Source organism: Pseudomonas sp. MDT1-16 (genome assembly GCF_054898115.1).
Genome location: NZ_CM142717.1, coordinates 5,323,037 through 5,334,940, shown reverse-complemented (window position 1 = coordinate 5,334,940; position 11,904 = coordinate 5,323,037). Strand labels below are relative to the sequence as shown.

The window sequence follows — 11,904 nt, the reverse complement described above, 5'->3', positions numbered from 1 at the left end:
ATGATCGTCCCCACGCGCGTGGGAACGATCAGGTGGGGTTACAGCAGCGACTCATTCGCCTTCTTGTGCTTCCAGCTGTCATTACCCGGCAGCAACAGGTTCAGCGCAATCGCCGTCACCGCGCACAGTGCGATGCCTTTGAGGCCGAAGTCGTCAGGCCCTGTGCCGGTGCCGACCAGTACGCCGCCAATCCCGAACACCAGGGTCACCGAGACAATCACCAGATTGCGCGCCTCGCCCAGGTCGATCTTGTGGCGAATCAGCGTGTTCATGCCCACCGCCGCAATCGAGCCGAACAACAGGCACAGAATCCCGCCCATCACCGGCACCGGAATGCTTTGCAGCAGCGCGCCGAACTTGCCGACGAACGCCAGACTGATGGCGAAAATCGCCGCCCAGGTCATGATTTTCGGGTTGTAGTTCTTGGTCAGCATCACTGCGCCCGTCACTTCGGCATAGGTGGTGTTGGGCGGGCCGCCAAACAGTCCCGCCGCGGTGGTGGCAATGCCGTCGCCGAGCAGGGTGCGGTGCAGGCCGGGTTTCTTCAGGTAATCGCGACCGGTCACGCTACCGACTGCAATCACGCCGCCGATGTGCTCGATGGCCGGGGCCAGGGCCACTGGAACGATGAACAGAATTGCCTGCCAGTTGAATTCCGGCGCGGTGAAGTTCGGGATCGCGAACCAGGGTGCAGCGGCAATCTTCGCGGTATCAACCACGCCGAAATAGAACGCCATCGCAAAACCCACCAGCACGCCGGAGATGATCGGCACCAGGCGGAAAATGCCTTTGCCGAACACCGCGACGATCAGGGTGGTCAGCAGCGCCGGCATCGAGATCAACATTGCCGTTTGGTATTGAATCAGCTCGGTGCCGTCGCCCGCCTTGCCCATCGCCATGTTGGCGGCGATCGGTGCCATGGCCAGGCCGATGGAGATGATCACCGGGCCAATCACCACCGGTGGCAGCAGACGGTCGATGAAACCGGTGCCTTTGATCTTCACCGCAAGGCCGAGGAAGGTGTAGACGAAACCCGCCGCCATCACGCCGCCCATGGTCGCCGCGAGGCCGAACTGGCCCTTGGCGAGGATGATCGGGGTGATGAAGGCAAAACTCGATGCCAGGAATACCGGCACCTGACGCCCGGTGACAATCTGGAACAGAATCGTCCCCAGGCCGGCGGTGAACAGCGCCACGTTCGGGTCGAGACCGGTAATCAGCGGCATCAACACCAGGGCGCCGAAGGCCACGAACAGCATCTGCGCACCCGATAGCACCGTGCGCCAGAGCGGATCGTTGAACTCATCCTGCATGCTCAAGCGTCCTTCTGCTTGGTGCCGAAGATCTTGTCACCGGCATCGCCCAGGCCTGGGATGATGTAACCGTGTTCGTTGAGTTTTTCGTCAATGGAGGCGGTGTAGATCATCACGTCCGGGTGAGCTTTCCCTACAGCAGCGATGCCTTCAGGGGCAGCCACCAGCACCATCGCGCGGATATCCCGGCAACCGGCTTTTTTCAGCAGGTCGATGGTCGCGACCATGGAGTTGCCGGTGGCGAGCATCGGGTCGATGATCATCGCCAGGCGTTCGTTGATTTCCGGAACCAGTTTTTCCAGGTAGGTGTGGGCCTGCAAGGTTTGTTCGTTGCGGGCCACGCCGACGGCGCTGACTTTGGCGCCCGGGATGAGGCTCAGCACGCCTTCGAGCATGCCGATGCCGGCGCGCAGGATCGGCACCACGGTAATTTTCTTGCCGGCGATTTTCTCGACCGACACAGTGCCGCACCAGCCTTCGATATCGTAGGATTCCAGCGGCAGGTCTTTGGTGGCTTCATAGGTCAGCAGGGCGCCGACTTCCTGAGCGAGCTCACGGAAATTCTTCGTGCTGATGTCGGCGCGGCGCATGAGGCCAAGTTTATGACGGATCAGCGGATGGCGGATCTCGAGGATGGGCATGGGAAAGGCTCCGGCGGCGGGCAAAAAAACCGGCCTAGATTAATCTATCCGAGGGTGTTGTCCTATAGACATAGAGTACGTTAGTCCATAAACGCTTGATCTGGCCGTGAGGGATGCGTACCTTTGCCCGCTTTTCCTCAGTCCGTCACCCCCCTGGAGAGCGCCATGTCTGCTGATCTCGAGCATATCCGTCAAATCATGCGAGAGGCTGACTGCCTGTACACCGAAGCTGAAGTCGAGGCGGCCATCGCCCGTGTCGGTGCACAAATCAACGATCAGATGGCGGAAAGCAATCCGGTGGTGTTCTGTGTGATGAACGGCGGGCTGATTTTCTCCGGCAAGCTGCTGACCCATCTGAACTTCCCGCTGGAAGCGTCCTACCTGCACGCCACCCGTTATCGCAACGAAACCAGCGGCGGCGACCTGTTCTGGAAAGCCAAGCCTGAAGTTTCGTTCCTCGACCGTGATGTGCTGATCATCGACGACATCCTCGATGAAGGTCACACCCTGGGCGCGATCATCGATTACTGCAAACACGCCGGCGCCCGCAAAGTGCACACCGCCGTGCTGATCGACAAGGACCACGACCGCAAGGCCCGCCCGGACCTGAAAGCCGATTTCGTCGGCCTGCCATGCATCGATCGTTATATCTTCGGTTACGGCATGGACTACAAAGGCTACTGGCGTAACGCCAACGGGATTTTTGCCGTTAAAGGCATGTAATCCAGACGCGATCTGTAGCACCTGGCGCAGCCTGCGTTCGGCGCGGGCCGCGATCGGACGAAGCCGTCGTAAATCCTGAATCCACGGTTTAACGCTGAAGAACCGCGATGCCTGATCTCACGACTGCTTCGCAGCCGGACGCAGCCTTCGGCAGCTGCTACAGTGCTCGGTCCCGCCCTCGGAGCCATTCATGAGCCTTTTGATCCGCAGCTGCGCCGCCCTGTTGCTGACCTTGAGCCTGCCCCTGGCCGCCGCCCCGGCGCCGATGCACGCGCAGTTCCTGCCCCCGGATGACCTGACCCTGCGTGACGCGGAACCCGAGCAGCAACAGCTGTTGCAGGTTACCGAGTACTCGGTGGTGGTCGGCAGTCAACGCCAGTCCAACCAGCAGCCGATTCCGGTTACGTCACCGTTGCTGATCCGTCTCAAGGGCAAATCCTTGAACAAAGGCGCGACCATCACCCAGGTGCTGCTCAACTTCGATGGCGAAAGCAAAAGCCTGAAAAAGCCGATTTACGACGACAAGAGCAAAACCCTGACGCTCTTTTACCCGATGGCGCAGTACCGGGTGGTGATCGACTTGTTGCGCAATGACACGGTGTATTGCCAGTTCCTCAGCTACGCCAACGGCCATATCTGGGCCGATCTGCACACTGGCGCCGTTCGTTCGCGTTGAGCCCGGCGTCAATCGAGGGGTAAACTGCCCGCCCCGTGAAATGTCTGCGAGCTGGAGTCGGCAATGCGTAAAGATAAGAAGCAAGTGATTGGTGACGAGATCGGCGATGAGCAGATCAAACTGTTCCTCGATTTCGAACCGGTCGACGCCACGTCGCCGTCGCTGCACAAACTGATCAAGGCCTACCGCGGCCTGCGCATCGATGACTTCGAGCGTTTTCTGACGTTCTTTGTCGAGGCGGGTCTGGATCTGGACGGCAAGGATGAGCGCGGTAATGACTTCGTTGCCTTGATCAAAGATCAGCGCCACGCGGCCGAGTACATCGAACTGATCGAAAAGGCTCGCGGTTAAGATCAACAGATCTTTTCAGCGGTATAAAAAAACGCCCCGCACTCAATGAGAACGGGGCGTTTTTTATGCGGCCGAATCAAGCGTAGCTTTCGGTCTCGTTGCTGGCTTCAACCAGTTCCAGCGCGACGTTGTTCTGCACGTTGAGCTTGCGATACAGCGCAGCGTCGGTTTCCAGAACTTTTTCGCGAGCCGGGAAGATTTCCGCGAGCTTGGCAGCCCACTCGCCAGACGCTTTGTTCGGGAAGCACTTTTCGATCAGTTCCAGCATGATCGAAACGGTCACCGACGCGCCTGGCGAAGCGCCGAGCAGGGCAGCAAGGCTACCGTCCTTGGCCGCGACCAGCTCGGTACCGAACTGCAGAATGCCGCCCTTTTTCGGGTCTTTCTTGATGATCTGCACCCGTTGGCCGGCCACTTCCAGGCGCCAGTCTTCGGCTTTCGCTTCCGGGTAGAAACGACGCAGTGAGTCCAGACGCTGTTCCATCGACTGCATCACTTCGCTGACCAGGTACTTGGTCAGGTCCATGTTGTTTTTGGCCACGGCCAGCATCGGGCCGATGTTGCCGGCGCGAACCGACATCGGCAGGTCCATGAAGGAGCCGTGCTTGAGGAACTTGGTGGTGAAGCCGGCGTAAGGTCCGAACAGTAGGGACTTCTTGCCATCGACCACGCGGGTGTCCAGGTGCGGCACCGACATCGGCGGCGAACCGACTGCGGCCTGGCTGTAAACCTTGGCCTGGTGGTGCTTGACCACTTCAGGGTTGTCGCAACGCAGCCACTGGCCACTGATCGGGAAGCCGCCGAAGCCTTTGCTTTCTTCAATGCCCGAAGCTTGCAGCAGCGGCAGTGCCGCGCCACCGGCACCGAGGAACACGAATTTCGCGTCGACGTCACGCGAGTTGCCGCTGTTGACGTCCTTGATGCTGACGGTCCAGCCGCTGCCGTTACGCTTGAGGCCGGTCACGCGCTTGCAGTACTTGACCTGGGCATCGGGTGCGCTGGTCAGGTGCTTGAGCAGTTGATTGGTCAGGGCGCCGAAGTTGACGTCGGTGCCGTTCATCACGCGGGTGGCGGCGACGACTTCGTCGGCCGGCCGGCCGGGCATCATCAGTGGCATCCACTCGGCCATGGTGGCCTTGTCTTCGGTGTATTCCATGTCCGAGAAGGCGTGGTGCTTGCTCAGCGTCTTGAAGCGTTCCTTGAGGAAGGAAACGCCATCGTCGTTCTGGACGAAGCTCAGGTGCGGCACCGGGCTGATGAACGTCTTGCACGAGCCGAAGGTACTTTTCTTGGTCAGATAGGACCAGAACTGCTTCGACACCTCGAACTGGGTGTTGATGTGCACGGCTTTCTTGATGTCGACGGTGCCGTCGGCGGCCTGCGGCGTGTAGTTGAGCTCACACAGCCCGGCGTGACCGGTACCGGCGTTGTTCCACGGGTTCGAACTCTCCGCGGCACCGGAATCCATCAGCTCGACGACTTCCAGCCTGATCGCGGGGTCGAGCTCTTTGAGCAGTACAGCGAGGGTGGCACTCATGATGCCGGCCCCAACCAGTACTACGTCGACTGCTTCGTTATGCGCCATTTAACGCGTCTCCAAAATCTGCAGCACCAAATTGTCGGCATGGCTGCCAGGCGTTCAGGGGCGTGTCAGTGATGCCCCAGGTACCCATGGCAGTATCGCCATGTCCGAATCTTCGCAATTTATCGCAACTTCGACGGACGCTACCGGCCGAGTCTAAAAGAGTTACATGAACTCACTTCAACGCGCGGCTGGCAATTCGACTTATGGTCGATACATCCGTTTGTGCAACCAAATCCGTAGAGGACAGGCTTCAGGCTCCGGTGTTCGAGGAGTACTCGGTCCTGTGTCGTTGGGCTGTTTCAGACGCTAATGGTGCATATTCAGACGCAAAACTATTCATTTGCTCGCCACACTCTTGTGAAGTTGTGAAAACCCGTTTTTTTCACGCTCTTTTGAAGACGTGAACCTCAAAAAAGGGCTGTCCTAGCCTGGCACCGTGCCCGGATGGATTGCCGCCATGGGATACATGACAGGCAAAACGGGCAAACAGCTCAGTAACCGAGCGTAATGACAGCTCTGCAGATTCGCGAAAAGTGGGGAGTTTTTGCTTAAGGAACAGCAAGCGCGCCAGCTTCACTCGATCTGTGTGGGCGGCTCTCTGTGGGCGGTGCGGGGTGTCAATACAAGCGCATTGACGATGCTGCGAGGCCCGATCAGGAGACGTCCTTATAATCGGGGGGAGATTGTAGCGAAGAAACGCAGGGAAATGGTCGTGTTTAATGACTTTTATTAAGCGTTCGGTCAGGTGGTCAACCACTGATGAGCCCGCGCACGTGGCTGGCGCTGGCTGACACGGGCGCTAGGGGGCAGGGGATGGTGCAACCAATTGAGACGGATTTCTTCGATTTCGACCCAGCTATCGCCCATGGGCTGGAGGCTGCACTGTTTGAAAGCCAGGCAGTGGCCGTTGCGGTCGAGCAGGGCGAAGCAGCGATGCAGAGGGCGTGGGGTGAACAGCGAGGTGAGATAGCGCATGGCGAAGTACCTTGTGGGTGACTACCGACGAACTTGACAGCGAGTCGTGACGTACACGTGAAAGGCAGGTGAAAAATGTGTGACAGGAACCGCGGTCTGAAGGGTTTGTCAGAGATTTCAGTATTCACTGTGAGGTGCTAGTTACCCGCAGTGGCCCACCGCTATACTGCGGGCCTGTTTGTGCCTGATTCTGGAGAGAAGCGCATGTTGCAACGCCTGTTGTTCGGTTTGATCACTGTGACCAGTTTGACCCTGGTCGGCTGCGCCCACAGCCCGCAACAACTGAATCCGGAACCCAAGCTGACGGCTCAGCTGGCACCGGTCGGCCATGGTCAGCCGGTGGTGGTGCGTGTGGTGGACGGTCGTCCGTCGCCGACATTGGGCACCCGTGGTGGTCTGTACCCTGAGACCAGCGCGATCACCGTGCAGGGCGCGCAGATTCTGCCGAAGTTGCAGGCTCAGGCTGAAGCGGCCGTGCGTTTGCTGGGTTTCACCCCGGTGTCCAGCGGCATGAATGCTCCGCAGTTGACCGTGACCTTGGCGGAGCTGAAGTATCAGTCGCCTAAAGAAGGCATGTATGTGACTGAGGCGACCATTGGCGCGACGTTCCGCTCCGATGTGCAGAATGCCAATCGTCGTTACAGCGGTCGGTACGGTGCGTCCCTGGATCAGCGTTTTGGTATGGCGCCGAATCAGGAGACCAATACCAAGCTGGTCAGTGATGTGTTGAGCGATGCGTTGACGCGTCTGTTCAAGGATCCGACGATTGGTCAGATTCTCGGCGAGTAAGCTTTTGCTGGTAACAAAGAGCCCGGTGTCAGTCATGATTCCGGGCTTTTTTATGCCGACTGTCAGGTGCGCACAGGGGGCCGCTGTGTCAGGCCGCTTGCGAGTAAAAATCCAGCACACTCACCCCAGTCAACAAATCCGTCTCCGGCAAATCCGCATGTTGATGCCCACTCAACGCGCAATACACCAGCCAATGGCGGTCCTGAACGTTAAAGGCGAGGCTGCCAACAAGGTTTTGTTGTTCGTCGCTCTGGGCGATGAGGTAGAGGCGATCCTGGTTTTCGGCGTGCAGCATGACGGTATCCGTGTCGGTTTCGAGGGGCGCCAGACTGGCGTATCCAGATGACGGAGCCGTGACACAGGGCAGCATTTGGCCAGATGTTTCGTTATTTGTCGCAAAGGCAGGGCAGCTGGGGTTGGCGCTGCTGGTGTCGTGGATCAGCACGCGAGTCTGACCGCAAAAATCGCAGCAATGAAAACGGCGCCCAAAGGCGCCGTTGTCGTATCCAGCCAAACACCTTACAGCGGCAAACCTGCTTTCACGCGGTACTGATTGCGCACCGGCGTCGCGTATTGCAGCACCAGGAACGGACGATGTTCCTCAGGGCAAGCGTCAAGACGCTGCTGCCATTGCTCCTGAGCCTTGGCCAGTTCATCGGCGGCAAACACCTCAGCAGCTTTCGGGACCTGCAATTGCGGGTCGGCCTCTTTCCATTGGGCATAGGCCAGGTAGTGCACCGGGAACAGGCGGTAACCGCCGAGGATCTGCCGGTCCATTTCGATCGCCAATTGCTTGGTGTCGTCGAACAGCTCGGTGATCGGCGAAGCGAAGTTTACGTGGACCCGGCCCTTGTAGCCGGTGATGCCCTTGGCGATGCTCACGTCGTCCTCGCCCGGCACTTTGTTGTAGCTGCCGGTGGTGGCACGGATAAATAGCTCGCGAGCCTTGGCTTGATCGCACGGGTCATATTCGTAGCTGATCGACACCGGGGTGACGTTCAGCGAGCGGATGACCTCGCCGAACGGCTCGTCCTTGCGGCTCATGTGGAACATCTTGAGGATGGCCGACTCGGTGCGATCGTCGCCGTCCTTGGCCCGGCCTTCGGCCTGGGCGATCCAAATCGAGGCGCAATCGTTGCGGATCGAGTGGTTGATGTAGGCCGACAGCAGTTGATACGCCGCCATCTTCTCGCGGCGACCGCTGATCGAACGGTGCACGATGAAACTCTTGTTCAGGCGCATCAGATCGCTGACGAAGGGCTTTTGCAGCAGGTTATCGCCAATCGCGATGCGCGGTGTCGGCAGGCCGGCGTGGTACACGGCGTAGTTGACGAAGGCCGGGTCCATCACGATGTCGCGGTGGTTGGCGATGAACAGGTAGGCGCTGCCGGACTTGAACTGCTCGACGCCGGTGTACGTCACACCGTCCGTAGCGCGCTCGATGGTGTGGTCGACGTACATCTCAACTTTATCCTGCAGCGTGGCCACGGAGGTGATGCCAGCGAACTCACGGCGCAGCCGATGAGCTATAAGAGGTTTGAGCGCCCAGCCGAAAGCACCGGCAAAACGCGGGAAGCGGAAGTGGATGAGGATATCTAGAAACGCCTTGTCGCCGAGCAGCCGGTCCAGCACCGCTGGGACTTCGCTGTCGTCGTACGGTCGGATGGCATCGAATTCGCCCATCATGCTCTCTTGTTAGAAACGGCTAGGGTAAGTAAAGGTTTTGATCGAAAACCAACGGGGCACGGTCTGAAGCGGCAGCCAGACAAAAATGGCCCTGCAAATAGACCGGCGATTATACGCACAAGTCACCTGGGAGACCGCGATGCTGGAAACTGCGCAGTATGAATGTCCGTATTGTGGTGAAGAGGCTGAGGCTGTTCTGGACTTGTCCGGTGGCGATCAGACCTATATCGAAGACTGTCCGGTGTGCTGTCGGCCGATAAAGTTTGTGTTGCAGGTTCACGGAGAGGAATGGCATCTCGACGTGATCAGCGAAAATGAGTGAGGGGCGTCTATGCAGCGAATCTACGAGCCTGAAAACCTGATGGAAGGTGAGTTGCTGCAAGGCATGCTGGCCAGCGAGGGCATTGAGGCGCATCTGGTGGGACGTGATTTACTCGGCGGCACCGGCGAATTGCCGATCTTCGGCCTGCTGGGTTTATCGGTCGATAACGACCAGGCCGAATACGCCCGGGAGCTGATCACCGCGTACAATGCCGCGCTGCCACTGCCCGGCGACGAACCGGAAGGTTTTCCCGGCACGCTGGTCTGTTAGGCTGGCGTTCGTTTTATCAAGAGTCGTGTTGCCCCATGTGTGGACGTTATGCCCTGTTTCGCTGGAACCCCGCCTTCGCGGCCCTGCCTGGCTTCCCCGCCGATCAGCAGGCCCAGTGGAATATTTCTCCCAACGATTCGGTGCTGATGCTGCGTGCAGGCGTTGACGGTCAGCGCGAGTTGGCTCGGGCACGTTGGGGTTTGACGCCGCCGTGGCTGACCGATCTTTCCCGTACCCCGGCCCATGCCCGTGCCGAAACCGTCGCTGAACAACCGATGTTTCGCCAGGCCCTGCGCGAACGCCGCTGTTTACTGCCGGCCAATGGTTTTTACGAGTGGCGCGGCACGACTCGTAAGCGTCCGTTCTGGCTGACACCGGGGGAGGGTTCGACGCTGTTCTTTGCAGCGATCTGGGAAGCGTATCCGGTGCAGGAGCAGGTGTGGCTGAGCACGGCGGTGATCACGCAGCCGGCGGCGAGTCAGCGCCGGCCGTTGATTCTCGATGCGCAGGGGCAGGAAGCGTGGCTCAATCCCGAAACGCCGTTGCATACTTTGCAGGCATTGCTCGCCAGTGAACCTGCTGCGTTGCGCGAGCGGGTGTTGGCGAATTTGGTGAATGATCCGAAGCTGAATGGGCCGGAGTGTTTGACCCCCGGCTAACTGATGTGGCGTCTGTGCGGACGCCTTCGCGGGCAAGCCTCGCTCCTACGGGTTATGTGATCCCCTGTAGGAGCGAGGCTTGCCCGCGAAGAGGCCTTAGGATCAAACCTTGAACTGATTAATCAACCGCCGCTGCTGCTCAGCCAACTTGGTCAAATCCGCACTCGCCGCACTCGATTCATCTGCTCCACTCGCCACTTCATTGGCCACTTGCCCAATGTTGATCACATTACGATTAATGTCGTCAGCCACCGCGCTCTGTTCCTCGGCTGCACTGGCAATCTGCGTGTTCATGTCGTTGATCACCGACACCGCCTGAGTAATCGTCTCCAACGCCTCGGCCGCTTTCGCCGCATGCTGCACGCTTTCGTCGGTGCGGTTCTGGCTGTCTTCCATCACCCGCACTACATCGCGCGTGCCTTGTTGCAGCTGCTGAATCATGGTCTGAATTTCTTCAGTGGCTTTCTGGGTTTTCTGCGCCAGATTGCGCACTTCATCGGCCACTACCGCAAAACCACGTCCCTGCTCACCGGCACGGGCCGCTTCAATGGCCGCGTTCAAGGCCAGCAAATTGGTTTGTTCTGCGATCCCGCGAATGGCGGTGAGGATTGCGTTGATGTTCTCGCTGTCCTTGGCCAGGGTCTGTACCACGCTGACGGCCTTGCCGATTTCCACCGCCAGTACGCCGATCGAGTTCGACGTGTCCCGTACGATCTGCATGCCCTGTGCCGCCGCCTGATCCGCATGGCTGGCGGCTTGCGCAGCCTGGGTCGCGTTGCGCGCGACGTCCTGGGCGGTGGTGGTCATTTCATGCACCGCCGTGGCCACCTGATCGATCTCGGCCATCTGTTTATGCACGCCAATGTTGGTGCGGATGGCGATGTCGGCGGTGTGTTCCGACGAGTCGCTGACGCTCTGCACCGAAGTCACCACCTGGGTGATCATCGCCTGCAACTTGGCCAGGAAAGTATTGAAGCCTTTGGCAATCGAGCCCAGTTCATCGGCACGGTCGCTGGTCAGGCGGCGAGTCAGGTCGCCTTCGCCTTGAGCGATGTCGTCGAGCATGGCGACCATCTGCTTCAACGGCCGGGCAATGCCGTGGCCCACCAGCCAGATCACCAGCAAACCGATACCCGCGATCAACAAACCGACCATGGCCATGCCAAAGGTGTCGGACTTGCGCTGAGTATCCAGATCGCCCTGAAGTGTTTGCAGGTCGGCCATCACCGCGTTCAGCGGCAGTTGCAGCATGAGGGTCCAGCGAGCGTCGGTCTGGCCGATGCCAAACGGCAGGTACAACTCGATCCGGCCCTGGGCCTTGTCGACGGTGTAGGTGACTTCACCGCGTTTGAGATTGGCCATGTTGGCAATCTGCTGGCTATCGAGGATGTCGCTGACCTTCTCACCAAATTTGCTCGGGTCCTTGGTGTAGGCGACGATCCGACCGTTGCCGCCGATCAAGGCCATAACACCTGAGCCGCTGTACAACTTCTGATTTGCGCCGAGGAGCATTTCCTGAATGAAGTTCACCGACAAGTCGGCGCCGACGATGCCTTGAAAGGCCCCGTTAAGCATGATCGGTTCAATAAAGGAGGCGAGCATGACGATCTTGTCGCCGACCTTGTAGGGCGCCGGATCGATCACGCAGGATTTTTTGGTTTCTTTTGAGCACAGGTAGTACTCGCTGGCACGCACGCCGGTGGACAGGGTTTTCTGGTCGTCGACGTCCACCAGTTTGTCCAGGCCCAGGCTGCCGTCTTCGTTGCGGAACCACCACGGCAGGAAGCGGCCGTTGCTGGCGTCGATGCCGACAATCTTGGTGTCGACGTAGGCCGCATCGTTGTGATCGAGGGCGTTTTTTTCCCAACCGACGTAGGTGCCGAGAATTTTCGGGTTCTTGGTGACGTTTTCCTT

Annotated in this window: 14 protein-coding genes and 1 pseudogene; 7 read left to right on the top strand and 8 right to left on the bottom strand. The window is 59.1% G+C overall.

Annotated features, from left to right (window positions below; translation table 11 throughout):
• Positions 1–38: 38 nt before the first annotated feature.
• Together ACYZT3_RS24605 and upp are read right to left on the bottom strand one after the other, a co-directional pair.
• A complete protein-coding gene (locus ACYZT3_RS24605; protein ID WP_282378870.1) occupies positions 39–1,313 on the bottom strand; it encodes a uracil-xanthine permease family protein in 1,275 nt (424 codons plus the stop codon).
• 2 nt (positions 1,314–1,315) lie between these two features.
• The gene (gene upp, locus ACYZT3_RS24600; RefSeq protein WP_282378873.1) at positions 1,316–1,954 is read right to left on the bottom strand and encodes a uracil phosphoribosyltransferase; all 639 of its coding nucleotides are present in this window, start codon (positions 1,952–1,954) and stop codon (positions 1,316–1,318) included.
• A 165-nt stretch (positions 1,955–2,119) separates the two neighbouring features.
• Here upp and ACYZT3_RS24595 point away from each other — a divergent pair, with 165 nt between their 5' ends.
• From ACYZT3_RS24595 to ACYZT3_RS24585, 3 genes are all read left to right on the top strand, one after another.
• Positions 2,120–2,677 (top strand): hypoxanthine-guanine phosphoribosyltransferase, encoded by a 558-nt coding sequence (locus tag ACYZT3_RS24595; protein WP_282378875.1) that lies wholly within the window; start codon positions 2,120–2,122, stop codon positions 2,675–2,677.
• A gap of 190 nt (positions 2,678–2,867) precedes the next feature.
• Positions 2,868–3,353, top strand: a complete 486-nt coding sequence (locus ACYZT3_RS24590; RefSeq protein WP_462030936.1) for a hypothetical protein — start codon at positions 2,868–2,870, stop codon at positions 3,351–3,353.
• Between the two features lie 63 nt (positions 3,354–3,416).
• Positions 3,417–3,704 carry a PA4642 family protein gene (locus ACYZT3_RS24585; RefSeq protein WP_462030935.1) on the top strand — a complete coding sequence of 96 codons (288 nt, stop codon included), beginning with the start codon at positions 3,417–3,419 and terminating at the stop codon, positions 3,702–3,704.
• Between the two features lie 76 nt (positions 3,705–3,780).
• Here the strand turns inward: ACYZT3_RS24585 and mqo are convergent, their stop codons facing one another.
• Positions 3,781–5,289: a malate dehydrogenase (quinone) gene (mqo, locus tag ACYZT3_RS24580; protein WP_282378887.1), complete on the bottom strand. Its 1,509-nt coding sequence runs from the start codon at positions 5,287–5,289 to the stop codon at positions 3,781–3,783.
• Positions 5,290–6,030: 741 nt separating this feature from the next.
• A complete protein-coding gene (locus ACYZT3_RS24575) occupies positions 6,031–6,264 on the bottom strand; it encodes a hypothetical protein (RefSeq protein WP_282378889.1) in 234 nt (77 codons plus the stop codon).
• Positions 6,265–6,468: 204 nt separating this feature from the next.
• Between ACYZT3_RS24575 and ACYZT3_RS24570 the strand changes: the two genes are divergently transcribed.
• Entirely contained in the window at positions 6,469–7,053 is a 585-nt protein-coding gene (locus ACYZT3_RS24570; RefSeq protein ID WP_462030934.1) for a YajG family lipoprotein, read from the top strand.
• An 88-nt stretch (positions 7,054–7,141) separates the two neighbouring features.
• Here ACYZT3_RS24570 and ACYZT3_RS24565 read toward each other — a convergent pair whose 3' ends face one another.
• A complete protein-coding gene (locus tag ACYZT3_RS24565) occupies positions 7,142–7,348 on the bottom strand; it encodes a hypothetical protein (RefSeq protein ID WP_282379064.1) in 207 nt (68 codons plus the stop codon).
• A gap of 224 nt (positions 7,349–7,572) precedes the next feature.
• Entirely contained in the window at positions 7,573–8,736 is a 1,164-nt protein-coding gene (locus tag ACYZT3_RS24560) for a 1-acyl-sn-glycerol-3-phosphate acyltransferase (protein ID WP_282378894.1), read from the bottom strand.
• A gap of 142 nt (positions 8,737–8,878) precedes the next feature.
• Here ACYZT3_RS24560 and ACYZT3_RS24555 point away from each other — a divergent pair, with 142 nt between their 5' ends.
• The 3 genes from ACYZT3_RS24555 to ACYZT3_RS24545 are packed head-to-tail and all read left to right on the top strand — an operon-like array spanning position 8,879 to position 9,990.
• Positions 8,879–9,061, top strand: a complete 183-nt coding sequence (locus ACYZT3_RS24555; RefSeq protein ID WP_282378897.1) for a CPXCG motif-containing cysteine-rich protein — start codon at positions 8,879–8,881, stop codon at positions 9,059–9,061.
• A gap of 9 nt (positions 9,062–9,070) precedes the next feature.
• On the top strand, positions 9,071–9,331 hold the full coding sequence (locus ACYZT3_RS24550; protein ID WP_282378900.1) for a putative signal transducing protein: 261 nt from the start codon (positions 9,071–9,073) through the stop codon (positions 9,329–9,331).
• 35 nt (positions 9,332–9,366) lie between these two features.
• The gene (locus tag ACYZT3_RS24545; protein ID WP_282378905.1) at positions 9,367–9,990 is read left to right on the top strand and encodes an SOS response-associated peptidase; all 624 of its coding nucleotides are present in this window, start codon (positions 9,367–9,369) and stop codon (positions 9,988–9,990) included.
• A 102-nt stretch (positions 9,991–10,092) separates the two neighbouring features.
• On the opposite strand, the gene ACYZT3_RS24540 is transcribed toward ACYZT3_RS24545, so the two are convergent.
• Together ACYZT3_RS24540 and ACYZT3_RS24535 are read right to left on the bottom strand one after the other, a co-directional pair.
• Positions 10,093–10,836 (bottom strand): methyl-accepting chemotaxis protein, encoded by a 744-nt coding sequence (locus tag ACYZT3_RS24540; protein WP_462032420.1) that lies wholly within the window; start codon positions 10,834–10,836, stop codon positions 10,093–10,095.
• A 111-nt stretch (positions 10,837–10,947) separates the two neighbouring features.
• Positions 10,948–11,145 (bottom strand): annotated as a pseudogene (locus tag ACYZT3_RS24535) (HAMP domain-containing protein); the annotation flags it as partial.
• Between the last annotated feature and the right edge of the window lie 759 nt (positions 11,146–11,904).